General features: G+C 70.6%; 23 protein-coding genes and 1 pseudogene. 13 read left to right on the top strand and 11 right to left on the bottom strand.

Translation table 11 applies throughout. The annotated features are described in order from the left end of the window. Nucleotides 1-9 precede the first annotated feature (9 nt). Nucleotides 10-975 carry a hypothetical protein gene (locus OG707_RS14540; RefSeq protein ID WP_329118197.1) on the top strand — a complete coding sequence of 322 codons (966 nt, stop codon included), beginning with the start codon at nt 10-12 and terminating at the stop codon, nt 973-975. Here the strand turns inward: OG707_RS14540 and OG707_RS14545 are convergent. Next, nucleotides 919-2,261, bottom strand: a pseudogene (locus OG707_RS14545) (MFS transporter). The gene OG707_RS14540 and the pseudogene OG707_RS14545 overlap by 57 nt on opposite strands. Then, nucleotides 2,258-2,869 (bottom strand): ArsR/SmtB family transcription factor, encoded by a 612-nt coding sequence (locus tag OG707_RS14550; RefSeq protein ID WP_329118200.1) that lies wholly within the window; start codon nt 2,867-2,869, stop codon nt 2,258-2,260. The pseudogene OG707_RS14545 and the gene OG707_RS14550 overlap by 4 nt, the downstream one beginning before the upstream one ends. A gap of 104 nt (nt 2,870-2,973) precedes the next feature. On the opposite strand from OG707_RS14550, the gene OG707_RS14555 reads away from it, so the two are divergent. From OG707_RS14555 to OG707_RS14570, 4 genes are all read left to right on the top strand, one after another. Continuing rightward, nucleotides 2,974-3,729: a 2-phosphosulfolactate phosphatase gene (locus tag OG707_RS14555; RefSeq protein ID WP_329118202.1), complete on the top strand. Its 756-nt coding sequence runs from the start codon at nt 2,974-2,976 to the stop codon at nt 3,727-3,729. Between the two features lie 66 nt (nt 3,730-3,795). Continuing rightward, complete coding sequence (locus OG707_RS14560) at nt 3,796-4,182, top strand: type II toxin-antitoxin system RelE/ParE family toxin (RefSeq protein WP_329118204.1); 387 nt, start codon at nt 3,796-3,798, stop codon at nt 4,180-4,182. Next, nucleotides 4,179-4,484 carry a helix-turn-helix domain-containing protein gene (locus OG707_RS14565; RefSeq protein ID WP_329118206.1) on the top strand — a complete coding sequence of 102 codons (306 nt, stop codon included), beginning with the start codon at nt 4,179-4,181 and terminating at the stop codon, nt 4,482-4,484. Before OG707_RS14560 ends, OG707_RS14565 begins: the two co-directional genes overlap by 4 nt. 47 nt (nt 4,485-4,531) lie before the next feature. Then, a complete protein-coding gene (locus OG707_RS14570) occupies nt 4,532-4,882 on the top strand; it encodes a hypothetical protein (RefSeq protein ID WP_329118208.1) in 351 nt (116 codons plus the stop codon). Here OG707_RS14570 and OG707_RS14575 read toward each other — a convergent pair. Next, a complete protein-coding gene (locus OG707_RS14575) occupies nt 4,869-5,270 on the bottom strand; it encodes a tautomerase family protein (RefSeq protein ID WP_329118210.1) in 402 nt (133 codons plus the stop codon). The two genes, OG707_RS14570 and OG707_RS14575, sit on opposite strands and share 14 nt — an antisense overlap. A 120-nt stretch (nt 5,271-5,390) precedes the next feature. On the opposite strand from OG707_RS14575, the gene OG707_RS14580 reads away from it, so the two are divergent. Further along, the gene (locus OG707_RS14580; protein WP_329118212.1) at nt 5,391-6,266 is read left to right on the top strand and encodes a LysR family transcriptional regulator; all 876 of its coding nucleotides are present in this window, start codon (nt 5,391-5,393) and stop codon (nt 6,264-6,266) included. Nucleotides 6,267-6,268: 2 nt separating this feature from the next. On the opposite strand, the gene OG707_RS14585 is transcribed toward OG707_RS14580, so the two are convergent. Together OG707_RS14585 and OG707_RS14590 are read right to left on the bottom strand one after the other, a co-directional pair. Further along, a complete protein-coding gene (locus OG707_RS14585) occupies nt 6,269-7,171 on the bottom strand; it encodes an NADP-dependent oxidoreductase (protein WP_329127798.1) in 903 nt (300 codons plus the stop codon). 59 nt (nt 7,172-7,230) lie between these two features. Further along, the gene (locus OG707_RS14590) at nt 7,231-9,036 is read right to left on the bottom strand and encodes a serine/threonine protein kinase (protein WP_329118214.1); all 1,806 of its coding nucleotides are present in this window, start codon (nt 9,034-9,036) and stop codon (nt 7,231-7,233) included. Nucleotides 9,037-9,228: 192 nt separating this feature from the next. Between OG707_RS14590 and OG707_RS14595 the strand changes: the two genes are divergently transcribed. Then, nucleotides 9,229-10,245 (top strand): PucR family transcriptional regulator, encoded by a 1,017-nt coding sequence (locus tag OG707_RS14595; RefSeq protein ID WP_329127800.1) that lies wholly within the window; start codon nt 9,229-9,231, stop codon nt 10,243-10,245. A 3-nt stretch (nt 10,246-10,248) separates the two neighbouring features. On the opposite strand, the gene OG707_RS14600 is transcribed toward OG707_RS14595, so the two are convergent. After that, nucleotides 10,249-11,010 (bottom strand): ALF repeat-containing protein, encoded by a 762-nt coding sequence (locus tag OG707_RS14600; RefSeq protein ID WP_329118216.1) that lies wholly within the window; start codon nt 11,008-11,010, stop codon nt 10,249-10,251. Between the two features lie 243 nt (nt 11,011-11,253). Between OG707_RS14600 and OG707_RS14605 the strand changes: the two genes are divergently transcribed. Together OG707_RS14605 and OG707_RS14610 are read left to right on the top strand one after the other, a co-directional pair. Next, a complete protein-coding gene (locus tag OG707_RS14605) occupies nt 11,254-12,009 on the top strand; it encodes a hypothetical protein (protein WP_329118218.1) in 756 nt (251 codons plus the stop codon). A gap of 78 nt (nt 12,010-12,087) precedes the next feature. Continuing rightward, nucleotides 12,088-12,591, top strand: coding sequence for a pyridoxamine 5'-phosphate oxidase family protein (locus OG707_RS14610; RefSeq protein WP_329118220.1), 504 nt, complete (start codon nt 12,088-12,090; stop codon nt 12,589-12,591). A 195-nt stretch (nt 12,592-12,786) separates the two neighbouring features. Here the strand turns inward: OG707_RS14610 and OG707_RS14615 are convergent, their stop codons facing one another. Next, complete coding sequence (locus OG707_RS14615; protein ID WP_329118221.1) at nt 12,787-13,629, bottom strand: LysR family transcriptional regulator; 843 nt, start codon at nt 13,627-13,629, stop codon at nt 12,787-12,789. Between the two features lie 123 nt (nt 13,630-13,752). On the opposite strand from OG707_RS14615, the gene OG707_RS14620 reads away from it, so the two are divergent. Continuing rightward, nucleotides 13,753-14,643, top strand: coding sequence for an NAD(P)H-binding protein (locus OG707_RS14620; protein WP_329118223.1), 891 nt, complete (start codon nt 13,753-13,755; stop codon nt 14,641-14,643). Here the strand turns inward: OG707_RS14620 and OG707_RS14625 are convergent. The 4 genes from OG707_RS14625 to OG707_RS14640 are packed head-to-tail and all read right to left on the bottom strand — an operon-like array spanning nt 14,640 to nt 19,127. Further along, nucleotides 14,640-15,692, bottom strand: a complete 1,053-nt coding sequence (locus tag OG707_RS14625) for a hypothetical protein (protein ID WP_329118225.1) — start codon at nt 15,690-15,692, stop codon at nt 14,640-14,642. The two genes, OG707_RS14620 and OG707_RS14625, sit on opposite strands and share 4 nt — an antisense overlap. Before the next feature lie 8 nt (nt 15,693-15,700). Next, nucleotides 15,701-16,624, bottom strand: coding sequence for an N-acetylneuraminate synthase family protein (locus OG707_RS14630; protein ID WP_329118226.1), 924 nt, complete (start codon nt 16,622-16,624; stop codon nt 15,701-15,703). 14 nt (nt 16,625-16,638) lie between these two features. Further along, nucleotides 16,639-17,823: an acylneuraminate cytidylyltransferase gene (locus tag OG707_RS14635; RefSeq protein WP_329118227.1), complete on the bottom strand. Its 1,185-nt coding sequence runs from the start codon at nt 17,821-17,823 to the stop codon at nt 16,639-16,641. Further along, nucleotides 17,823-19,127 (bottom strand): DUF6716 putative glycosyltransferase, encoded by a 1,305-nt coding sequence (locus tag OG707_RS14640; protein ID WP_329118228.1) that lies wholly within the window; start codon nt 19,125-19,127, stop codon nt 17,823-17,825. Before OG707_RS14640 ends, OG707_RS14635 begins: the two co-directional genes overlap by 1 nt. A gap of 187 nt (nt 19,128-19,314) precedes the next feature. Here OG707_RS14640 and OG707_RS14645 point away from each other — a divergent pair, with 187 nt between their 5' ends. From OG707_RS14645 to OG707_RS14655, 3 genes are read left to right on the top strand one after another with little or no spacing between them, the layout of a single operon-like run. After that, nucleotides 19,315-20,295 (top strand): glycosyltransferase family 2 protein, encoded by a 981-nt coding sequence (locus OG707_RS14645; RefSeq protein WP_329118229.1) that lies wholly within the window; start codon nt 19,315-19,317, stop codon nt 20,293-20,295. Next, nucleotides 20,292-21,629: a polysialyltransferase family glycosyltransferase gene (locus tag OG707_RS14650; RefSeq protein WP_329118230.1), complete on the top strand. Its 1,338-nt coding sequence runs from the start codon at nt 20,292-20,294 to the stop codon at nt 21,627-21,629. Before OG707_RS14645 ends, OG707_RS14650 begins: the two co-directional genes overlap by 4 nt. Beyond that, nucleotides 21,626-22,747: an acyltransferase family protein gene (locus tag OG707_RS14655; RefSeq protein ID WP_329118231.1), complete on the top strand. Its 1,122-nt coding sequence runs from the start codon at nt 21,626-21,628 to the stop codon at nt 22,745-22,747. The genes OG707_RS14650 and OG707_RS14655 overlap by 4 nt, the downstream gene beginning before the upstream one ends. Nucleotides 22,748-22,833: the final 86 nt, after the last annotated feature.

Below are 22,833 nucleotides of genomic sequence, written 5' to 3' on the forward strand. Positions count from 1 at the left end.
CTCCCACGCATGGCCCAATCCCCACGCTCCCCGCAGCTCATCACGCGCCTCGTCGACGGCCGTATCTGCGCCTACGACCTGGCTGCCGAAGCCCGGGGCGTGCTCACGCCCGCCGTGGTCTTCGAGCCGTCTCCCGAGGACGATGTCGTTGACCACGGCGTTTCCGTCGGCCTTCAGCGCGCGTACTACACGACCCTCAACGCGGCAGTCTGCGTAACGGTGGTCGGGACCGAGGTCTGGCGCTCGCCGTTCGAGCCGCAGTCGGCCCAGCAATACGGACACTGGCCCAGCTGTGCGTTGTCGTGGGACGAACGTGTGGTGTGGGTCTATCGGCCCGACGCCATGGCCGAACGCAACCGACCCGACCAGTGGGTCGCCTTGGACGCTGCGACCGGAGCAGTCGTCGCGCAGGCGGATCTGCAGACCGTCGGGCACGGCGGACAGCAGCTGCGACACCCGGCGAGCGATCAGGTCCTCCTCAATGTGGGCGAAGGGCAGGACGGCTCGGTCATCTACCGTGCGTCGCTGGCCGAGGGCCGGATGGATCTCAACTGCTATCCCTGGGACGACCGTTGCCTCATCGCTCTGGCACCCGACGGCCACCACTTCATGACCGTCCACCACGAGCAGTCCGACATGGCCATCCACACCTACCCCGACGGGGAAGTGACGTTCGCCCTCACCGTCGACGCCTTCGGACACGACCCGGAGGAGATTTGCGTGGAATGGAGCGGCGGATACCTCGGCCCGGACACGGTCGTCGTCACCCTCGTCGGCGAAACCGAGGACGAGCAGGAATGGTTCCGTCACTACCGGGTCGATGCGCGTACGGGACAGGTCGGCGCCGAGTTCGACGCGCGCTCTGAACATCCCTACGACATCCGGCCCCTTGGAGACAGAACCTGGCTCACCACCGCCTCATCCGGTCACCCGATCCGCTGGTCCGAGGAGGCCGGAGTCGACGGCGCCGGGTGAGGGCGGCACCGTGGTCCCGCTTCGCCGGATCCACAAGAGAGCGCCTGCCAGCATCACCGCGCCTCCCAGCAGCCAGGGCAGCGGCCCGATGGGAAGCACGCCAATGATCAAACCAGTGAGCGCTGCTACCAGTTGTAGTGCGAGGGACTGGACGGACAGCGCGGTGGCCCGGCCCGAACTTGCGACGCGACGGTGCAAGAGGTCGTTCTCGTTCGGCCCCGACGCACCGAACCCGAGGTAGACCAGGCCGTAGCCAACAGCCGCGAGGACCGCCGAGCCGACGCCTTCGAACGCTGCGGTCGCGCCGAGCAGGAGCAGGCCACTCGCGCTCACGGCGAGACTCGCCATGACCGCTCGCTCGCCGCTGCCGGCAAACCGGGCGGTCAACGGTGCGAAGTGGCTGCCGACACCCGCGCAGACGAAACCGGCGCAGGCGAGTGCCGCGAAGAGCACCGCCCCCGACTCCGGTGCGCCCGTGAGGGTCGCGGCACGGCCCGGCGTGAGCAGTTCGATCGCGGCCAGGGCACTGCCGGCAGCCGCCGCGCTGAGGAGCACCTGCCGGATCAGCGCGTCGCGGCCCCCCAGGCGCAGCCCGTCCATGACGGTGGCCGGGACACCCCGGAGTACGTCGGAGAGGGTGGCTCGCGGCCGGGGCGGCTCGCGCAGAGCGGTCAGTACGTACAAGACGAAGGCGACCTCAACTGCCGCGCCCAGCAACATGGGAACGGAAAGGGGCAGCACCAGATCGTTGGTTGCCTCGCTGAGTCGGGCGCCGAGGTCCGGGCCGAGCCCGAGCAGCCAGGGAAGGGCACCGCCGAGCAGGTTGCCGATGGCGAGCGCGGCAGAGGTCGCGGAGGAACCGCGCGCCAGTCCCGTGCGCAGTTCTGCGTCGGGGCCTGAGTGTGCCTGGACAGCGTCGACGTACCAGGCTTCGGCCGGGCCGCTGGACAGGGCGCGGCCCGCGCCCATCAGGGCCATGCCGAGTCCGAGCATCCAGGGTCGGTACCCAGGCCTACGAGGGTCAGGGCGGTGAGGTTCAGCACCCCCGCGGCGGCCAGAACTGTGCGGCGCCCCAGGACGTCGGAGAGTCCTCCGGTGGGGAGTTCCAGTGCGGCGGCGGTGAGGGAGTGTGCGGCGAAGAAACCCGAGATGGCCGCCATCGCCATGCCGCGCTCGGTGAACAGCAGGATCAGGGGTGCGACGCTCAGTCCCACTGGCAGCCAGAACAGAACGCTGACCGTGACGTAGCGGCGTCGTACGGTGCGTATGTCCAGCGGCTCGGTCACGACGGGTCCGCTTCAGCGGTGGGGTTGTGTGGCGCCAGGGGCAGCCCGGCGGTGAGCAGTACGACCTGTGCGGCGCGCGGATCTTCTGCGTCGCGCGTGGTCAGCTCCTCCAGTTTCCGGTCGATCACCTCCCAGAGCTCGGTGAGCGACTCGGGGGTCAGACGCGGCACCAGGTCGGTGATCCCGGACGGCTGCACCCACTCCTCGCCCAGCCGCCCCTCGGCGATGTCGGCCTCATGCCGTACGACAGAGTCCTCCAGATGCTGGATCTGAGCCCTGCGCAACAAGCTGGCGTAGGCGCGGCTGCCGGCGGTGGCCGCCATGGCTTGGTTGCTCCAGGAGGTCACGGCGTGCACGGCCCGCCAGCGGCGCTCCCGGCCGTCACGGTGCTCGGCCTCGGCGACGAACGCGTACTTCGCCAGCACCCGCAGGTGATAGCTGGTGGAGGCGGACGACTCCCCTGTCCTGACGGCGAGTTCACTCGCGGTGGCCGGGCCGTCCTGTCGCAGCATCCCCAGGAGCCGGATCCGCAGCGGGTGGGTGAGGGCTTTCAGGGCTGCGGCGTCCTGCTCGGGATCGAGTACGCGATTCTGCTCGTCGTCGGCCATGACGGGAGAGTAGATCGCCTCTCGCACTTTCCAAAAGTATTTTTGCAGAGAAAATTTTGGAAAGTTCGGAGGCTGCTCGCTCGGCGCTGGCATGATCTCCGGTCATGGGAGATTGGTTCATACAGGCGGGCCACGGGGTGCGGTTCGACTGGGGTCCGGCCGGCGCCGCCCTGCTCGCGAAGGACGCCGCATGTCTGGTCGTCGTCGACGTGCTGTCGTTCACCACGTCGGTGACTGTCGCGGTCGAGTCGGGGAGCCGGGTGTTCCCCTATCGCTGGCGTGATGAGACCGCAGCGGTGTTCGCCGACAAGGTGGGCGCCGACCTGGCCGTGGGCCGGAGCAAGGCCACCGAGGCTTCGCCGTGGTCGTTGTCACCGGCGGCACTGCGACGCGCCCCCTTCACCCCTCGGCTGGTGCTCCCCTCCCCCAACGGATCCACCATCGCCGCAGCGGCCGGCGAATCGATGGTGGTCGCCGCATCGCTGCGGAACGCGTCCACGGTTGGCAAGTGGCTGGCCGATCGGGACTACGGAAGGGCCGAGCAGCCCGTCGCGGTGATCGCCTCGGGCGAGCGCTGGCCGGACGGCAGTCTCCGTCCGGCACTTGAAGACCTGCTCGGCGCCGGAGCCGTGATCGCTGCCCTGCGCCGATACGGTCGGGACCAGCTCTCGCCGGAGGCAGCCATGGCGGCCGCCGCCTATGGCGGGGTCGACAACATCGCCGCCACCGTCGCGGACTGCGCCTCGGGACGCGAACTCATCGAGTGGGGCCACGCCGACGACGTCGCCATCGCGACGGAGCTGGACGCCTGCACAGTCGTCCCCGTCCTCACAGACGGCGCGTTCGCCGCCTCCGAGTAGACCAGGGCTTCGATCGCGACGCTTCCGCCCTTGCCGTTCGACATTAGCTAGTACTAATATGGGGCGATGGACGGACCGTACGAGCTGAGGTTCTTCTCCGATGTCCTTGAATGGATCCAGACCCTGGCCAAGGAGGACCCTGACAGTCACGATCACGTCATCGCCGCGCTCGAACGCCTACAGGAATCAGGTCCCGCACTGCGGCGCCCCACGGTGGGCGCCATCGAGGACAGCCGGTTCCGCAATATGCGGGAATTACGTCCGCGCAGCGGGAGCACGGTCAGCATCCGCATGTTGTTCGTCTTCGATCCCGTACGCCGCGCCGTCTTCCTCGTCGCCGGGAACAAGGCGAGTGGGCGACAGTGGACTGCGTGGTACCCCAAGGCGATCAGGGAAGCCGACGCCAAGTACACCGCGTACCTGGAAGCGCTGGAGGAGGAGAACCAAGGATGAAGCTCGGAAGCATGTCAGACCTCACCGGCGACATCACACCGGAGAAGCGTGCCCGTATCGACGCGATCAAGCAGGAGATGGTCGACGCCGAGCGCGGCCATGAACTCGCGGCACTGCGCAAGGCTCAAGGGATGACGCAGGTTCAGGTAGCGGCAGCGATGGGGGTGACCCAGGGGCGCATCAGCCAGATCGAGCGCGGCGGCGTACGGCTGGACACTTCCACCATGGCTGCATACCTGCAGGCCATCGGAGGCGAGCTGACGATACTGGCGACCGTGGGCAACGTCTCGGTGCGGCTCTGAATCTCGGCTCACCGCTCCGCGGACTGCGTCCCCGCGAGCGCGTCATCGTGGTCGTGCTCCTCTGCGCGCTGGCCGTGCCGCTGTGGTTCGCCAAGGTCAACGGCCAGCGGTATCTCGAAGGGCATCCGACCAAGACGCTGGGCTACGTCCACTGCGAGTCGGACGGGCCGTGCCGAGGCACGTGGCAGCTTCCCGGTACGGAGCTGGGGCAAGGCGAGATCGACGGCCTGAACTTCGAAGCCGACGAAGAGCTGATCACCAACATCCCCATCTACGCCGGCCGCGACTGGGCCGTGGTCGACCGCACGAACCTGATCGGCGTCGCCGTGACCGAGGCCGTCCTCGCGGTGATCGGGATCAGCGTTGTCCTGTTCGGCGCCAGGCTCAGGGCGCAGTGACCTCCGCCCCGCGGTAGAAGTCGAACTGCGTCACCCCGTGGTAGCCGTAGCTCTCCGGGTGCAGTTCGTGCAGCGCCACCCCGCCCCTCGCCAGCGGACCCAGCACGTCCGTCAGGAGCTCGCCCGCCTGCGCGATGAACGCCGCCTTCTCCGCCGCGCTGTTCGAGCCCAGCGTGATGCTGACCTCGACGTGCGCGTCGAGCGCCCCGGTCAGGGGCTTGCCGTCGACGTAGTAACTCCCGCCCTGGACAAGGCAGATCTGGACGATCGTCCGCGCCCGCGCCTTGCCCAGGGCCGACACCGCCAGTTCGGTCAGGCCCTCCGCCAGGGTCCGCTGCGTCTCGGCGGGCAGGTCCGGGTCGGTCACGGTGACGCGCAGGTAGGGCATGGCTCTCCTCGGTACGTATGAGGTGTATGTCCGGCCGCGGTCCGCGGCCCGGACCCAGCCTCGCCCGACCTGGCACCATGGATCCAACGCATACATGTCATAGCGATATGAGGCCACCTCATGCCCCTGAACCTGCCCCAGCTGCGCGCCTTCCTCGCGGTCGTCGACGCGGGCGGCTTCAGCGCGGCCGCCGTCGAGCTCGGCATGACCCAGTCCGCCGTGTCGCACGCCGTCGCGTCCCTGGAGCGGGAGTTGGCCGCCCCCCTCCTCATACGCGCCACGCCCGTACGCACCACCGTGCTCGGACAGCAGGTCCTGCCGCATGCCCGCGTCGCGCTCTCGGCGGCCCGTTCCGTGGAACACATCGCGGCCGAGGCGGCGGAGTCCATGACCGGGACCGTGCGACTCGCATCCACCCCGACGGTCTGCCAGGGGCTGGTGCCGCGACTGCTCAAGCACTGGCGCGAGGACCAACCCCGCGTCACCGTAAGGGTCTTCGAGGGTGACTCCTCCGAGGTTGCGGGCTGGCTCGAGGACGGGACCGCCGACGCAGCCGTACTGATCGATCCGCCGCCCGGTCCCGGAATCCAGCTCGCCGACGACGGCTACCGGGCCCTCCTCCCCCGCGACCACCCGCTCGCCGGCGAGGACCGCGTCGACATCCGCGACCTGGAGGACGACCCGTTCCTGATCTCGCCCAACGGCTGCGAATCCCGCGTCCGTACGATCCACACCCTGGCCGGGATCCGCTTCGAACCCACGCACCGCGTACGGGACTTGGCGACCCTGATCAGCATGGTCCAGGCCGGGATCGGCGTCACCGTCCTGTCGGAGGTCTCCCGCTCGCTGGTCCCACCCGATCTGGTCCTGCTGCCCTTGGAGCCGCAGACCTCGCGCCGCCTCGTGCTGTCGGGTCCGCGGGAGCGCCCCTGGCATACGGCGGTGCGCGCACTGGCGGAGTCGGCGGCCAGGTATCTCGCCCTACCGGCTCCGTAGGGTCAGTCGACCGTCAGCACCAGCTTGCCGCGCACCCGGCCGCTCTCGCCCGCGCGGTGCGCCTCCGCGACCGCGGCCAGCGGGAACGTCTGGGCGACCGGGAGCGAGAAGCCCGCCGACTCGATCAACTCGCCGATTTCGCCCAGCACATGGACCGCACGGCCTGAGTCGCCCCGGCTGAACAGCACCCCGTGTTCCTGCGCCCCCGCGAAGTCGGCCAGCGTCACCACGTGCTCGGGGCCGCCCGTCAGGCCGATGAGTTCGGGCAGTACGCCGCTGCCGGCCACGTCCAGTGCCAGGTCGATGCCTTCGGGGGCCGTCGCGCGGACCCGGTCGGCCATGCCCTCGCCGTACGCGACGGGCTCCGCGCCCAGGGTGCGGAGGTACTCGTGGTTCGCGGGGCTCGCCGTGCCGATCACGCGGGCTCCACGCGCCGCCGCGAGCTGGACCGCCGCGCTGCCAATGCTTCCCGAGGCTCCGTTCACCAGCAGCGCGCTGCCCGCCTTGACGCCCAGTTGGTCGAGCGCGCGCGTCGCCGTCTCGATGGCGGCCGGGAGCGCGGCGGCGTCGGGGAAGTCGAGCGACGGCGGGATCGGGGCGTAGAAGGAGAGCACCGTGAGCTCGGCCTGGGCCGTCCCCTCCGTGTTGAAGCCGAAGACGCGGTCGCCGACGGACACGTCCGTGACGCCCTCGCCGAGCTCGTCGACGACGCCCGCCGCCTCGTACCCCATCGTCTGCGGCAGCTCCTGGTCCATCTCGCCCTGGCGCTTCTTCCAGTCGCTCGGGTTCACCCCGGCCGCTCGCACCGCAATCCGGATCTGGCCGGGGCCCGGGTGCGGGTCGGGGAGGTCCACGATTTCGAGGACCTCAGGGCCGCCGAACCGGTGGAAACTGGCTGCCTTCATCATGGGCTCCGATCTTGCTGCAGGGTCCGCTGCCAGGACCGTACGTGGTCGGCACCTGCCTAGTAGGCAACCTCGTCGCAGAAGGGCGGCGTCCAGGCGGAGGCGCCGTACTTGTTGACCGCACGCAGCGAGATGCAGATCTGGTCGCCGGAGAACGGGCCGTTGATCGTGTAGCTGTTGCCACTGCTGGAGTAGGTGGTGTTGACGCTCTTCTTGGTGAATTGGCTCCCTTTGTTGGTGTAGTGGATGTCGTAGCGGGTCGCGCGGGCCACCGACGTCCAGGTCGCCTGGATCGGCATGTCGCACGAACCCATGCAGCCGTGCACGTATTGAAACCCGTAGCTCTTCAAGGCGGGCGGCGCGGAGCCTGTGGACGTGCTGCCGCCCGAACTGGAGGAGCCGCCGCTGGTCGTACCCGTGGAGCCGGAGGTCGAGCCGCCGGAGCTGGACGAGCCCGAGGAGCCGGTGGAGGACGACCCGCCGACCGTACCGCCGCCGGTCGTGGTGGTGCCCGAGCTCCCCGTGGGGGCCTTCGAACTCCCTCCGTCCGCCTTCTCCTTCGGCTTGGGCTTGGCCTTCGCCGTCTTGGACGGTGAACTGACCAGCCTGCTCGGGGAGTTGCTCACGTCGGGGCTCTGGCCCATGCTGCCCGGTGGCGTCTGGGCCTGCACTCCCCCACCGCCGTCGCTCCAGGGCTGGAGCACGGCCATCGTCCCTCCGCCGACGGTCAGCACGAGGACGAACGGCAGCGCGACGATCGTCCGGCGTCGGCGCGGGCGCTTGCCATGCTGTTCCTCCGTCACGGACCCTGCGGCCACCGCCCCGACCACCACGGGCGGCTCGGCACCTTCCGTACGCAGGCCGACCGTTGCCCGGTCCGCGGCCGCTTCCCGCAGCGGCTGCACCTCGGCGTCGAGCAGTCGGGCGGACTGTTGCGCGATGTGCGTGACCACGTCGGCGGGCAGCCACGCCCGGCCGTTCGGTGCCGGCACGACCCGCTCGGGATCCGCCAACAGCTCGGCCACAGTGGGGCGTTGCTCAGGCTCCTTCGTCAGACACCGCGTGATGAGCGATCGGAGCGCGGCGTCACCGACCCCCTCCAGATCCGGCTCCTCGTGCACGATCTGGTACATCACGGAGTGCTGATTGCTCGCCCCGTGCCCGAACGGCATCCGCCCCGTCGCCGCGTACGCGAGCACACACCCGACCGTGAAGACGTCGCTCTCGATCCCGGCGCTCTTCCCGCGCACCTGCTCCGGCGACATGAAGCCGGGCGACCCGACGACCATCCCCGTGCTGGTCAGCAGCGACTGGACCGAAGTCTCCAGGGCCCGCGCGATCCCGAAGTCGATGACCTTCGTGCCGTCCACGGTCAGCATGACGTTCGACGGCTTCAGGTCGCGGTGCACGATCCCCGCGTCGTGGATGTCCTTCAGCGCGTGCAGCAGGCCGTCGGCGAGGGTGTGCAGCGAGTCGACGGGCAACGGCCCGTGCCGCCGTACGACTTGCTCCAGCGAGAGCCCGGGCACATAGCCCGTCGCCACCCACGGACGCTCCTCGCCGGGCCCGGAGTCGAGCACGGGCGCGGTGTAGCGGTCGGCGACCCGCCCCGCCGCCTCGATCTCCCGGCGGAACCGCGCCCGGAACCGCTCGTCGGACACGTGCTCTTCGTGGACCACCTTCACGGCGACGGTGCGGCCGCTGTCGGACCGGGCGAGATACACGCGCCCCATGCCGCCGGCTCCGAGCCGGCCGAGGAGCAGATACGGGCCGATGCGCGCCGGGTCGAAGGCGGTGAGGGGCTTTATCCCCCCGTCGACGTAATCCTCCTGCTCGCCGCGCCCGTCCCCGTTCGTACTGCTCATGCCGGTATGGCTCCCCCGTGCTGGTCCTGCATGGTCATCAATGCAACGCCGTTGAGAATAGAGGCTGTTGATGCGCCCGGTGAAGGCGAGGACGCCCGGGGCGGCGGGGCCGGTTCTGCCGTGTGGCATGATCCCGGCGTGACGGCCACGGGACGCGGGATACCCGCGCGATATCTGGAGGGGTTCGCCCCCATGCTGGCCGAAGTCTCCGCCACCGGACGCCGGCCCACCCGGGCCGAACTCACCGCCCTGCGCACGCTCGGCGCGGAGGCCGCCGGGGCGGGGTACTCGCTCCGCACCCTGGTCGGTGGGTGTCTCGCCGCCGCCCGGACCACCTGGCCCGCCTCCTCGGGGTCCGCCGACCGGGTGCTGGCCGCTATGGAGCACGCCGTCGACGCGCTGGCCGAAGGGTTCGAGCAGGCGCAGTACGTCGCCGTACGCCAGGACGAGGCCGCGCGGCGGCAGTTCATCGCGGATCTCCTGCACCGGGGCAGCGACGTGGGGCACCTCGCCGAGCGGGCCGAGCGGTTCGGGCTGCGCCTGTCGCACGACCACGCGGTCGCGGTCGTCCAGGGCGCCGGCGCGCTCGACGAGCACTCCCCGGTCGCCCGCAGTGTCGAACTCGCCGTCCTCGGCCGTTTCGACGCGCGCGGCATTCTGCTCACCGCCAAGGACGGCCGGCTGGTCTGCATCGCGCCCGGGGATCAGGACGACGTTCTTGCGTACTTCGCCCAGCACGCGTGCGACGCAGACGCCGTCGCCGACGGTACGAAGGTCGCCGTCGGGCGGCCCCACCCCGGCGCGGGCGGCATCGCCCACAGCTACGAGGAAGCGCTCAACGCCCTCCACCTCGCCGAACGCCTGGACCTGCCGGGCCCGGTGCTCCGGGCGGCCGACCTGCTGGTCTACCCCGTGCTCGCCCGTGACCGCGACGCGCTCGCCGACCTCGTGGAAAAAACGCTCGGGCCGCTGCAGGAGGCGCGTGGCGGGGCGCAGCCCTTCCTCGACACGCTCGCCGCGTACTTCAACACGGGGTGCGTCGCCGCGGAGGCTGCCCGCCGACTGGCCCTGAGCGTACGGGCGTTCACGTACCGCCTGGAGCGCATCGGGCAGCTCACCGGGGCCGATCCCTCGGACCCGGTGCACCGCTACACGCTGCAGACCGCGGTGATAGGGGCGCGGCTGCTGGACTGGCCGCTCCAGGCGTAGAGCCTAGGCGTCGACCTCGTACTGGCCGACCTCGAGGAAGTAGCGCACATCGGCTGCGGTGCCGTCCAGGGCCTTGCTGGCTGCGGCGCGCAGGGCGTCGCTGATGCCGGGCCTGGCCAGGATCTTGCCGACCGCAACGCGGTCGTCCTCGGCCTGGGCGATCGGCAAGGCCGTGTCGAAGAAGTACCGGACCGCCTCGGGCGTACCGGCGTCCAGCGCCTCCTGCGCCTTCTCGAACACCGCCCTGCCCGTCTTCGGATCCCCGATGATCCGGGCGATCGCAACCTTGTCGTCCTCGAACTGGGCTGCGGGCAGAGCCGTGTCGAAGAAGTACCGAACCGCCTCGGGCGTACCGGCATCCAGCGCCTCCTGCGCCTTCTCGAACACCGCCCTGCCCGTCTTGGGATCCCCGATGATCCGGGCGATCTCGACCTGGTCGTCCTCGAACTGGGCTATCGCGCGGCCCGTCTTCAGGAAGTAGAGGGCAGCCTCACGCGTGCCGGCATCCAGCGCCGCGGACGCCGCCTCGGTCACTCCCCTGCCTGTCTTCGGGTCTGCCAGGACCCGGGCGATCGCCACACTGAGGTCCTCGTCCGACATCGAGTCGTACGGCGATCCCGGGTCGTCGTCCGAGGCCACGGTCGCGGTCGCGGCGACGGACGTGGCCGCCGATGCCGTACCGGCCGCGAAGGACGGTGTGGCGAGCAGCAGGGCCGGCGCCAGCGCTCCTGCGGACACGGCCAGCGCCGCGCGGGTCAATCTCATGGGGAACCTGCCTCGGGTCGGGAAGTCGGCTGTCATGCGTGCACGCGGACAGCCTCAAGAAACCCAGCAGCCCCCCGCTCCGGCGATCTTCCCAAGGATCACTCTCCACCTCAGTGCCCGAACCCGGCAGACTTCCGGACCCGTACGTTGCCGGTCGCATGAAGAACATCAGGAACGCAACTCCGACAGGCAAGGGGCGGGCCAAAAGGCGTCCGAAGAACGGCAGTTGGCTAGTCTCCGCGTATGACCGAACCTTCTGAATTCGGCACGGTACTTGCGCGGCTGCTGGCCCACAGGGCCCTCGGTGCAGGGGAGTTGGCCGAGCGTGCGGGGGTGGCCGCGGACGGCCTCCGGGCCGTGCTCGCGGGCGCACACCCCGGCGAGGAGATCCTGCGGCGGCTCGCGCCCGCCCTCGGGTTCCACACCGCCGATCTCTTCATTCTCGCGGGGTTGGATGTCCCAGACGACCTTGCGCCGTTGGATGCCGGAGCCAACCAGTGGGCCTCGGACATCGTGATGGACGGGGTCCGCCTCCCGACGGCAGGGCGGCACGAACTCCTCCGATTCGTCCGGTCGCTACCGCAGGAGGACCGCCCTGCACCCTTCGCCCCGGACCAGTACCAACCCTTCTCCGACAGTCCGGGGGCTCGGATCATCCGCATGGCCTGGTACCGCAATCTGCGCAGGTCCGGCCTGGCGCACGCCATGGGGATCGTGACACCCACGTACCTGTCGACCTCGACCTACGGCGGGATCGGCGCGGACCGCCAGGAGCTCACGCCCCGCCTGGTGACGGACTTCGCCGCCCTGCTGGGGTTCGACGCCGCCGAACTGGCCGTGCTGTCCGGTGTCTTGATGCCGGAGCCACCCCCGCCCCCTACCCCGAAGGCTGTGGACGCCGCAGCCCTGCTCTGGGCGGCCCGCAGCCTGTCCGCCGCCCAGGCGGAGAGCGTCGCCGGGCTGGCGCGCTCCTGGCGCACCGAGCCCCGTGACGAGTAGCGGCTCAACCTGCCCGATGAGTTCCGGGCGGGCTCGCGGTCCCCACTGCGTACCGACCGCGAGTGGAAGACGGACGCCATGATTCCCACCACCGAACTCGACCCCCGCTACAGCGACGAGAAAGCCGCACCCACCCCCTGGCCGGAGGCCCTCGCCCGCCTCGCCGCGGCCGAGCTCTACTGGCTGACGACCGTACGGCCCGACGGGCGGCCCCACGTCACCCCGCTCATCGCCGTCTGGCTCGACGGCGCGCTGCACTTCTGCACCGGGGTGGAGGAGCGCAAGACCGTCCATCTGACCGGCAATCCGCACTGCGTGCTCACCACCGGGAGCAACGCCCTCGGCGAGGGGCTCGACCTGGTCGTCGAGGGTGCGGCCACGGTGCTGGGCGACGACGCGGAGCTGCGGCGGCTGGCCGCCGCGTACGTGGACAAGTACGGGGACGCGTGGACCTTCGACGTGCGCGACGGAACCTTCTTCAACCAGGAGAACCGCTGCGTGGTCTACCGCGTCGCCCCCACCACCGCCTTCGGCTTCGGGAAGGGGACGTACTCCCAGACCCGGTGGACCTTCGACCGCTAGACCCGGCTAGGGGGTGTCCGGCGGATCAGGTCGCCCTTGCTGGGCGTTGAGCTCTCGCTGCGGGTGAGCGGTGGTCTGGTGCGTGCAGCTGCAAGGCGGAGGAGGGAAGCAACGCGGAGCGTTGTTGACCGACGACAACGCGGCAGATGTGCGTGCCAGACCGGCGCGACCGCGGCATGATCCGCCGGACACCCCCTAGGCCTCCTTCGCCACGGCCTCCTTCGCCACGGCCTCCGCGACGCGCACCAGCGCCGCCGTCGCCGTCGAGCGCGACTGCTGCGGCCAGGCGATCGACAGGACCGCCGGCGGGGCGTCCGTGACCGGGCGGTAGACCACGCCCGGGCGCGGGTAGCGCGTGGCCACCGAGGCGGGGAGCAGGGCCGTGACGTCGCCCAGGCCCACCAGAGTGAGCAGTTGGGACAGGTCGCGGCCCTGGCGGCGTGTCCCCTCGATGAACTGGGACACGGTGTCGTGCGTCAGGCCCAGGTCGGTGACCGTCACCTCGTCCCTGAGGGACAGGGGGTGGTCTGCCGCGAGGGCCACCACGCGTGACTCGGCGACCAGGGGCTCGCAGTCCAGGCTCGTACGGTCGAACGGTTCGTGGACCAGCGCCGCGTCCGCCTCGCCCTCGCGCAGGAGGCGGGCCTGTTCGTGCCAGGCGCAGAGCCGGATCGCGACCGGCAGGGCATCGGGCTCCTTCGCGTACCGCGCCAGCATCGGCTCCAGGAGCCCCGCGTCGCCGTCGGCCTTGACCGCCAGCACCAGCTTCGGCTCCGTGGCGGCGGCGCGCTGGGCCCGGCGGCCCGCCGCCTGGAGGGCGTCCAGTGCGATCCGCGCCTCCGCGAGGAGCACTGCGCCGGCCGGGGTCAGTGTCACGCTGTGCGTCGTCCGCTCGAAGAGGGAGACGCCGAGTTCCGTCTCCAGCTGGCGGATCGCCCGGGAGAGCGGCGGCGAGGAGATGCCGAGGCGTTCGGCGGCGCGGGTGAAGTTGAGTTCCTCTGCTACCGCTACGAAGTAGCGCAGCGGGCGGGATTCCATCACGATGCCCCCTCGGTATTGCTCTGAGGGTAACAAGCCGGAGCGAATCGGACCTTCAGTTCCGGTCCGCGCGGTCGCAGGCTCGGTCATGTCATCCCGGCCTCCCTCTCTCTGGAGTTCTTCATGATCGTCGTCACCACGCCCACCGGTCAGATCGGCCGCGAGGTTCTCAACGGCCTCCTCGCCGCCCCGGACCACACCGGAGGCATCCGCGTCATCGCCCGCGACCCCGACCGGCTGCCCGCCCGCGTACGCGAACGCGTCGAGGTCGTACGGGGATCGCACGCCGATCCCGCCACCCTGAAGGAGGCCTGCGAAGGCGCGGACCGCGTGTTCTGGCTCGTGCCTCCCTCCAACCAAGTCCCCAGCATCGAGGGCCACTTCCGCGCCTTCACCGACCCCCTCCGCGAGGTGATCGCCGACCAGGGCATCGCGCGCGTCGTCAGCGTCTCCACCCTCGGGCGGGGCGTCGCCAAGAATGCCGGGCTCATCTCGGCGTCGCTCGCCATGGACGAAGGGATCATGGCGACGGGCGTGCACTACCGCGCGCTGTGCCCGCCGTTCCTGATGGAGAACCTGCTGCGCCAGACCGAGCCCATCCGTACCGCAGGAGTGATCTCCCTGTCGGCCGAGGAGGACCGCGTCCTGCGCACCTGCGCCACCCGCGACATCGGCGCCGAGGCGGCCCGGCTGCTGCTCGACGCCACCTGGACCGGGCAGGCCGACGTCCCGACGGTCGGGCCCGACGACCTGTCCCCCGCGGGCATGGCGGCGGTCATCGGCGAGGTGCTCGGCCGTACGGTGCGCATGCAGCGGTCCACCAGCGCCGAGGACAAGGCGATGATGCTGCGCTACGGCGCGAGCGAGGCCTGGGCGCAGGGGCTGGCCGACATGGTGGACGCCCTCGACGAACAGGGCTTCTACGGAGCCGTCGCCCCGAGCACACCCGACGTCGCGCCCACCGGATTCCGCCAGTGGTGCGAGGAGGTGCTCAGGCCGGCCGTCGCCCGCTAGGGAGTCATCGGCGCCAGGTGCTGTACGTCGCGCGCCGTGCCCGTGACCCCCGACAGGAACCCCTGCGCCCGCGGGGACGCGGTCTCCGTCAGCCAGCTGGGGTCGATGCCGCAGACCGCGATCTTCACCCGCGTCCCGGCGAGCGCCAGCGGGAGCGTGTGGACCACCGTCGAGGGGAAGCTCAGGACCGTGTGGCCGATCGGGCCCCGGCGGGCGATCAGCTCCAGAGGCAGATCGGGGCGGACGATCTCCAGGCCCGTCTCCGCGTGCAACCGGTGGAGTTTCTCCGTGGACTCGCGGCGGTGCGCGAAATAGCGCGTCGCGTTGTGGGTGCGCGCCAGGGTGCGGACCGCCGCGATGTAACTCTCCACGTCCACCACCCCCGTCTCGACGAGTGACGTGCCGACCAGGTCCGCGGTGCGCGTGATGCGCGGCGGGCCGAAGCGGGCGCGCGTCCACGCGAAGTCATTGTGGGTGGTGCGGAGTTGGGGCGGCGCGTCCGACAACGGCATCGAGCTGAACACCTCGACGCTGCGGCGCGCGGACGGGGTGAGACGGCGGCGGGCGGCGGACGCGGTGGGGGCGAACAGGAGGTCGCGAGGGCCGCGGCGGCCCTTGCGGTGCCAGCGCGTCAGGGGCTGCTTGGCGGCCAGTTGGGCCAGGAACTCCATCGTCGCCGTACCGTCGTCGACCACGACCAGGTCACGGGCCCGCGTGATGGCGAGGAGGAGCTGTACGTAGCGCGAGAACGGGTCGCCGATCACGATCCGGCGGGCCCTGCGCAGCAGCGGGGTGAGCGAAGCGATTGTGTGGAACGGTGCCGCCGCCCCGCCACGCGCCTCCTCCCAGCGCACCGACAGGCCCTCGCCGCGGGCCAGTTCCGCCATCCGGCGCAGCTGGCCGCGCGACATGGGGTCGAGCGGTGAGAGGACGACCACGGTCAGATCTTCTGCGTGCGTGGTGTTCGTGTGCGCCCATTCCAGGAGGTTGAGCAGCTGGACGGGGCTTTCGACGAAGGCGAGCGTGGTGGGGGCAGCAGCTCGTTTCATGAGGTGGATCAGACTCCTGCGGGCTCACGGTCGGCGCCCTCGGCGACGACGCCGGCGACGCGGCGGAGCTTCTTCATGGGGGCGAGCTCGGAGTCGTAGACCTTCTTGATGCCGTCGCCGAGCGCGTCCTCGATGGTGCGGATGTCGCGGACGAGGCGCTGCAGGCCCTGCGGCTCGACGGAGGCGGCCTGGTCGGAGCCCCACATGGCGCGGTCGAGGGTGATGTGGCGCTCGACGAACGCGGCGCCCAGCGCGACGGCGGCGAGGGTGGTCTGCAGGCCGGTCTCGTGGCCGCTGTAGCCGATCGGGACGTTCGGGTACTCCTGCTGGAGGGTGTTGATCACGCGCAGGTTGAGCTCTTCGGCCTTCGCCGGGTACGTCGAAGTGGCGTGGCAGAGAAGGATGTTGTCGCTGCCGAGGACCTCGACGGCGTGGCGGATCTGGCGCGGGGTCGACATGCCGGTGGAGAGGATGATCGTGCGGCCGGTCGCGCGGAGCGAGCGCAGCAGCTCGTCGTCGGTGAGGGACGCCGAGGCGACCTTGTGGGCGGGGACGTCGAACTTCTCCAGGAACGCGACGGCCTCGGTGTCCCACGGGGAGGCGAACCAGTCGATGCCGCGCTTGGCGCAGTGGTCGGAGATCGCCCGGTAGTCGGCCTCGTCGAACTCGACGCGGTGGCGGTAGTCGATGTACGTCATCCGGCCCCAGGGGGTGTCGCGCTCGATGTCCCACTGGTCGCGCGGGGTGCAGATCTCGGGCGTGCGCTTCTGGAACTTGACCGCGTCGCAGCCCGCGTCGGCGGCCACGTCGATGAGGGCGAGGGCGTTGTTGAGGTCGCCGTTGTGGTTGATGCCGATCTCGCCGGTGATGTAGACGGGCTGGTTCGGTCCGGCGGTCTTGGTGCCGAGGGTGCGGAGGCGGGTGGTGCTCATGGTCTTCGGTTTCCTTACTGAGTGGGGGTGTTGAGGGTGTGGGGCGTGTTGAGGGTGGGGCCGAGCAGCCAGGCGGCGATCTCGCGGATCGCTCCCTCGCCGCCGGGGGTGGTGGTGACGGCGCGCGCGGCGCCGCGTACGACGTCGTGCGCGTCGGCGACCGCTACCGGCCAGCCGGCGAGGGCGAAGCACGGGAGGTCATTGACGTCGTTGCCGACGTAGAGCACGCGCTCGGGGGCGATGGACTGCTCGTCGCACCACTGCTTGAGCGCGATGTCCTTGCGGTCGATGCCGTGCAGGACGGGGATACGGAGCTTGCGGGCGCGGGCCGCCACCACCGGGTTCTGCTCGGTGGAGAGGATGAGGAGGCGCAGGGGCGTCCGGTCGCGGAGGGCGGCGACGCCGAGGCCGTCGCCGCGGTGGACGGCGACGAGTTCGCGGCCTTCGGAGTCGATGAGGACGCGGTCGTCGGTCTGGGTGCCGTCGAAGTCGAGGACGACGGCGTCGATGTCAGCGAGGGTCGGGAGCGCGGCCGAGTCGAAGTGGGGTGCGAGGGCGCGGGCGCGGGCGAGGTCGTGGGGGTCGTCGATCTCCAGGACGCGGGCGGGGTCGGTGCGTACGAGATCGGTGCGACCGAAGAAGCGGTGGCCGGCGGTCCGGAAGCCTTCGGCGTCCATGGCGTAGGCGGCACCGGTTTCGAGGTAGTCCTGGGGCCGGTCCTGGCGGCGGGGGCGGTACGCCTTGTCGTGGTTGACGCCGTGGGCTTCCGCCCCCTCGCGCCAGATGAAGCCGTGCGACGGGGCCACCGTGAGCGCGCTGTCGGCGCCGTTCTCGGCAACCGCTGCCGCGACTCCGTCGATCTCCTCGCTGGTGATGAAGGGGCTGGTCGCCTGGACGAGCAGGACCACGTCCGTGCCCTCGTACGACTCCAGTGCGTGCAGGACGGCCGCCTCGCTGGTGGCCGTGTCGCCCGACAACTCCGCTGGGCGGGCCACCACTTCGGCCCCCGCTGCCCGCGCCGCCTCCGCGATCGCCGCGTCGTCCGTCGAGACGACGACGTCGGTGACCAGGCGCGCACCCAGGCAGGCGCGCACCGCGCGGGCCACCAGCGGGACGCCGCCCACCGGGGCGAGGTTCTTGGCGGGTACGCCCTTGGAGCCGCCCCTTGCGGGGATCACGGCCAGGACCTTCTTGGGCATCAGAGTTCTCCCATACGGCGGATGACGGGGGCCACGCGCTGGACGCCGTGGCGGTACGCACCGCGCGCCGCGTCCCGCATCGCGTCGCGCACGACGCGGCGCAGGCCGGTGGCCTCGGGGGCCGGGGCGGCGTCGAGGCGGTAGCGGGCGAGGATGCCGGGGAGGTACCCGGGCGCGGTGGCGGGGGTGTAGTAGGGGGCGAGGGGCGGGAGCCGGGGCTCGGCGAGGAGCTGGGCGACCCGTTTGCGTACGGCGTCGAAGGCCGTCTCGTACGAACCGTCCGCCGCGACCCCCTGCGCCGCGAGCCACTCCTCGTCGGCCAACGGCCGCTCTCCTGCGTCGAGTTGCTCCCACGATGCGAGGCAGCCCGAGCCGAGGAAGTGGTGGTTGCCGAGGGCCTCGCGGACGCCGAGGTCGGTGAGGATGGCGGTGGGGATGCGGCGGTGCAGGGATTCGAGGGCGGCGGTCGACGACACCGTGACCAGGAGGTCCGTACGGTCGAGGACTTCGCCCATGTGCCCGTACACGAGGCGGAAGTTGGCGGGGACGTCCATGCCCGCGACCAGCTTCTGGTACGGCAGCTCCTCCAGGTGCGTGGTGTGCTCGCCCGGCTTGGAGCGGAGCTTGAGCAGCACCTCGCGGTCGGGGTGGAGGCGGGCGTGCTCGACGAGGCGGCGCAGGAGGTAGGTGCGGTCGGCGCGGGACTCGGGGACGGAGGGCTGGGCGGCGAAGGTGACGGTCTTCACCGACTCGCCCTCGTACGGCGCCCCGCCCAGGAAGGGCAGCGCGGCCTCGGTCACGGCGTCCGCGTCGGCGCCGACCCCCTCGTACACGGCGCGGAAACGGTCCGCGTCGTGGCGGGAGTTGGCGAGGACGACGTCCGCGCCGTGGCGCAGCAGCAGCCCGTCGGCGAGCTTCTCGTAGACAACACCGACGTAACCGGTGACGACGACGGGCCGGGGAGCCACGTCCAGCCCCGCGAGCCCGTGCAGCACGGCCTGCACCGCCCCGCCGACGAGCGCGAGGACGACCACGTCGTACGCCTCGCGCTCGACCTCGCGCAGGAACTCGGCCCCGGTCAACTCCCGTACGTCCACATCCCCGACGCCCACCTCGGCGAGCTGCCGGGCGGTGGGCGTGGCCCGGCCGCGCAGCAGAAATCCGCTGAGGTCGACCGGGACGGCGACCGGATCGGCGGAGAGACGGCGGGCGGTGAGCGCACCCCACTTCCAGCGGGTGTCGGAGTCGGCGATCACAGCGACGCGAAGAGGGGAGGAGGGGACGTCGTTCTTGCTTACTGGCACGACGACGAAACTAGAAAGGCATTCCGTTTGGCGGCCCAACGCGACAGCAACAGCGGGTTAACAGCGCGTCTACGAATGGCGAATCAGCCCCGGGAGAGGGCCGATTAACCGTTCCGACGCGTGTCGTTCATCTGGTGTCAGCCTGTCGGTCAGAGCAAATATCGAGCGAACTCATAGCGTCACGCGGGTGCCTAAGCTCTCCGTCATTGTGCCGTTCTACAACGTCCAGCAATTCGCACCAGACACCCTCAAAAGTCTGCAGGCGAATGCCAGGGACGATTTCGAATTCATTCTCGTCGACGACTGCTCGACCGATGGGACCCCGGCTCTGCTGGAGCGGGCGGCGGACGAGCTCCCCGGCGCGCGCTTCCTCAGACACGAGAAGAACGGCGGCCTGGCCACGGCACGCAACACCGGCATCGACGCGGCCCGCGGCACGTATCTGACCTTCCTGGACGGCGACGACTGGCTCGCCCCCGGCTACTACACCCAGCTGGTGGACCGGATCGAACAGCTCGGCTGCGACTTCCTGCGGACCGACCACGTCCAGTGCACGGACCGCGCCCGCACGGTGAACCGCGTCCCGGTCGGCCGGCGCGGAGTCGTCCTCTCCCCGCGCGAGGCGATCCTCCCGGCGAACCGCTCGACCTCCGTCGACTACGCGTACGCCTGGGCCGGGATCTACCACCGGCGGCTCGTCGACGCGGGCTTGCTGCACTTCACGGACGGTCTGCGCACGGCGGAGGACCGGCCGTGGATCTGGCGGCTACACCGGGAGGCCGAGTCCTTCGCGGCCGTTTCCCTCCTCGGGGTCTTCTACCGGCGCGGAGTCGCCTCGTCGCTGACGCAGATCGGCGACGTACGGCAGCTCGACTTCATCCGCGCCTTCGACCAGGTGATCCAGGAGACGGCGCAGGACCGCGACGCGGAAACGATGCTGCCCAAGGCGGTCCGTACGTACTGCGCGATCATCGCCCACCACCTGAGCAACGCCGACCGGTTCGAGCCCGCCGTACTGCGGCGCCTCAAGACCATGGCCGCCGCGGCGCTGAAGAAGATGCCGCAGGCGATGCTGGACGAAACGCTCGACTCGATGGATGTCCAACGCGCCACCCGGCTCAGGCGGTTGCGCCGCCGTCCCGTCGCGGTTGCGGGGGCTGCCGCATGAGCACCACCCAGATTTTCTGCGCCTCCACGCTGTACGGCGCCGCCACACTGGCCGCCGCTCTCGACGCCGGCGCCTTTGCCGATGCGGACAGGCGGATTCTGCTCGTTTCGAACAATGCGGGCGTGCCCGAAATCACCCCCTCCGTGGATGAAATGCCCGGCTTCGAAAAGCTGCGCGGCCGTTTCGACTCCGTACTCTCCTGGAACGAGACCATCTCCCCCTTCCACCCGGGCGGCTGGTCACCGCGCGCCGACGACTGCCACCTCTGGGAGCGCCACCTCCGCCTCCTCTGGGAGCTGGGCGACGACGACATCGAGCTCGCGCTGGAGTCCATCCAGGTCAATCCGGCGCTCGCGATCGCGCAGATCTTCACGGGTGTGCCCGTCGACATCTACGCGGACGGGCTGATGAGTTACGGCCCCACCCGCTCGAAGATCGACCCGCTGGTCGGTTCGCGGATCCGGCGGCTGCTGCATCTGGACCTGGTGCCCGGGCTCACGCCTCTCCTGCTCACCGAGTTCGGTGTCGCCCCGGAGATCGTGCCGACCGACGTCTTCCTGAAGGTGCTCGGCGAGATCGGTGCGGGAACGCCCGACCTGCCGGAGCTCAGGGGCCTGCCGTCGGGCGGCGCGATGCTGCTCGGCCAGTACCTGTCCGCGCTCTCCATCCTCACCGCGGACGAGGAGGAGCAGCTGCACGTACGGATGCTGCGCGGCGCGGTCGCCGAGGGCCACCAGGAGATCGTCTTCAAGCCGCACCCCACCGCCCCGGCCCGGTACAGCCGCGCCCTGGAGGAGGAAGCGGACCGGCTGGGTGTCCAACTGGCCGTCATCGAGGCCCCGTTGCTCGCCGAGGTGCTGTTCGAGCGCCTCCGCCCCGCGCTGGTCGTCGGCTGCTTCTCCACGGCCCTGTTCACGGCCACCGAGTTCTACGGACTGCGGGCCGCCCGCACCGGCACGGACCTGCTCCTGGAGCGGCTCACCCCGTACCAGAACAGCAACCGCATCCCGGTCACGCTCGCGGACGCGCTCCTGCCCGACCTGGAGCCGGGACAGCTCGCCGGCGACCGGGACGGCGTCCCCGGCCTGGTCACCACCATCGGCTTCATGATGCAGCCGCAGATCTACCCCGAGCGCCGCCCGGAGGCCGAGGCGTACCTCACCGCCCACCTCGCACCGCGCACCCAGCGCTACTTCAAGCGACGCAGGCTCACCTCGCTCGGTCTGCCCGGCGGACTCCCCGCCCAACTCGCCTTCCTGCCGCGCAATGCCACGGCCCGGCGCGTGGTGCGCCAGGTCCGCGCACTGCGCCGCACCGCCCAAGGGAAATCATGACGATAGCGCCACCGCGCCCCGAGGCACTGCCGGTCGCCCGGCCGGCCGCCGCCCCGGTCTCCCGGCTGCGCGCCCTGGACGGACTGCGCCTGCTCGCCGCCCTGATGGTCGCCGCGTACCACTACGGCGGCCGGGGCGGCGACATCACGAAGGCCTGGGGCACCTCGCCGCGCCACCTTTTCCCCACGCTCTCCGAGTGGTTCGCGTACGGCTGCCTGGGCGTGCAGATCTTCTTCGTGATCAGCGGCTTCGTGATCTGCATGAGCGGCTGGGGGCGCCCGCTGCGCTCCTTCTTCGCGTCGCGCGTGGCACGCCTCTACCCGGCGTACTGGGCGGCGCTCCTCCTCGTCACCCTGACGTTCGCGCTGCCCTGGGTGGCGTACAAGACGGTCGCGCCGAGCGAGCTCATCGTGAACTTCACAATGCTGCAGCAACCCATCGGCGTGCACCGGGTGTTGGGCGTCTGCTGGACGCTCTGGGCGGAGCTGCGCTTCTACGTCCTGTTCGCGGTCTGCGTCGTCCTGCCCGGTGCGACCCGCCACCGCGTGGTGATGTTCTGCGCGGGCTGGACGCTGCTGGCGGCGATCACCTCGGCGGTCGACGAGCCGTTCCTCACCACGGTGTTCATGCCGGAGTACGCATCCTTCTTCATCGGCGGCGTCGGCCTCTACCTCCTGCACCGCAACCGCCGCGACATCACGGCGTGGGGCATCGTCGCGGTCAGCTGGGCGATCGGCCAGCACTACGCGGTCCTCTCCGCCTGGCACAAGCCCAACCCGGCATTCTTCTCCTTCCGCCACACCTCGGTGATCATCGCGATCGTCACCTTCGGCTTCGTCGCGGTCGGCGCGATCGCCCTGGGCCACCTCAACTGGGCGAACTGGCGCTGGCTGACGGTTGCGGGCGCGCTGACGTACCCCTTCTACCTCGTCCACGAACACCTCGGCTGGGTGGTGATCGGGGCCCTGCACCGCACCCTGGGCATTCCGGCCCCCGCGACGTTCGCGCTCACGGTCGCAGGCATGCTCCTGCTGGCCTGGCTGCTGAACCGCTACGTGGAGAACCTGCTGACCCCCCGCATCCGCAAGGCCCTCACTCGACCCACAGTTCACCCATAGCTTTTCGACAGCCATCTGCTCGTCACCCATGAGGTGTTCGCTGCCCGTACGGATCAACCCAGGCGCACCGAACCCGAACGGAACCG

This window comes from Streptomyces sp. NBC_01465 (assembly GCF_036227325.1).
Lineage (GTDB): Bacteria > Actinomycetota > Actinomycetes > Streptomycetales > Streptomycetaceae > Streptomyces.

Bases quoted from the DNA above. Each gene is read 5' to 3' on its own strand.
- OG707_RS14540 (WP_329118197.1), top strand. From the start codon at position 10: ATGGCCCAATCCCCACGCTCCCCGCAGCTCATCACGCGCCTCGTCGAC.
- OG707_RS14550 (WP_329118200.1), bottom strand. From the start codon at position 2,869: ATGGCCGACGACGAGCAGAATCGCGTACTCGATCCCGAGCAGGACGCC.
- OG707_RS14555 (WP_329118202.1), top strand. From the start codon at position 2,974: ATGGGAGATTGGTTCATACAGGCGGGCCACGGGGTGCGGTTCGACTGG.
- OG707_RS14560 (WP_329118204.1), top strand. From the start codon at position 3,796: ATGGACGGACCGTACGAGCTGAGGTTCTTCTCCGATGTCCTTGAATGG.
- OG707_RS14565 (WP_329118206.1), top strand. From the start codon at position 4,179: ATGAAGCTCGGAAGCATGTCAGACCTCACCGGCGACATCACACCGGAG.
- OG707_RS14575 (WP_329118210.1), bottom strand. From the start codon at position 5,270: ATGCCCTACCTGCGCGTCACCGTGACCGACCCGGACCTGCCCGCCGAG.
- OG707_RS14580 (WP_329118212.1), top strand. From the start codon at position 5,391: ATGCCCCTGAACCTGCCCCAGCTGCGCGCCTTCCTCGCGGTCGTCGAC.
- OG707_RS14585 (WP_329127798.1), bottom strand. From the start codon at position 7,171: ATGAAGGCAGCCAGTTTCCACCGGTTCGGCGGCCCTGAGGTCCTCGAA.
- OG707_RS14590 (WP_329118214.1), bottom strand. From the start codon at position 9,036: ATGAGCAGTACGAACGGGGACGGGCGCGGCGAGCAGGAGGATTACGTC.
- OG707_RS14595 (WP_329127800.1), top strand. From the start codon at position 9,229: ATGCTGGCCGAAGTCTCCGCCACCGGACGCCGGCCCACCCGGGCCGAA.
- OG707_RS14600 (WP_329118216.1), bottom strand. From the start codon at position 11,010: ATGAGATTGACCCGCGCGGCGCTGGCCGTGTCCGCAGGAGCGCTGGCG.
- OG707_RS14605 (WP_329118218.1), top strand. From the start codon at position 11,254: ATGACCGAACCTTCTGAATTCGGCACGGTACTTGCGCGGCTGCTGGCC.
- OG707_RS14610 (WP_329118220.1), top strand. From the start codon at position 12,088: ATGATTCCCACCACCGAACTCGACCCCCGCTACAGCGACGAGAAAGCC.
- OG707_RS14615 (WP_329118221.1), bottom strand. From the start codon at position 13,629: ATGGAATCCCGCCCGCTGCGCTACTTCGTAGCGGTAGCAGAGGAACTC.
- OG707_RS14620 (WP_329118223.1), top strand. From the start codon at position 13,753: ATGATCGTCGTCACCACGCCCACCGGTCAGATCGGCCGCGAGGTTCTC.
- OG707_RS14625 (WP_329118225.1), bottom strand. From the start codon at position 15,692: ATGAAACGAGCTGCTGCCCCCACCACGCTCGCCTTCGTCGAAAGCCCC.
- OG707_RS14630 (WP_329118226.1), bottom strand. From the start codon at position 16,624: ATGAGCACCACCCGCCTCCGCACCCTCGGCACCAAGACCGCCGGACCG.
- OG707_RS14635 (WP_329118227.1), bottom strand. From the start codon at position 17,823: ATGCCCAAGAAGGTCCTGGCCGTGATCCCCGCAAGGGGCGGCTCCAAG.
- OG707_RS14650 (WP_329118230.1), top strand. From the start codon at position 20,292: ATGAGCACCACCCAGATTTTCTGCGCCTCCACGCTGTACGGCGCCGCC.
- OG707_RS14655 (WP_329118231.1), top strand. From the start codon at position 21,626: ATGACGATAGCGCCACCGCGCCCCGAGGCACTGCCGGTCGCCCGGCCG.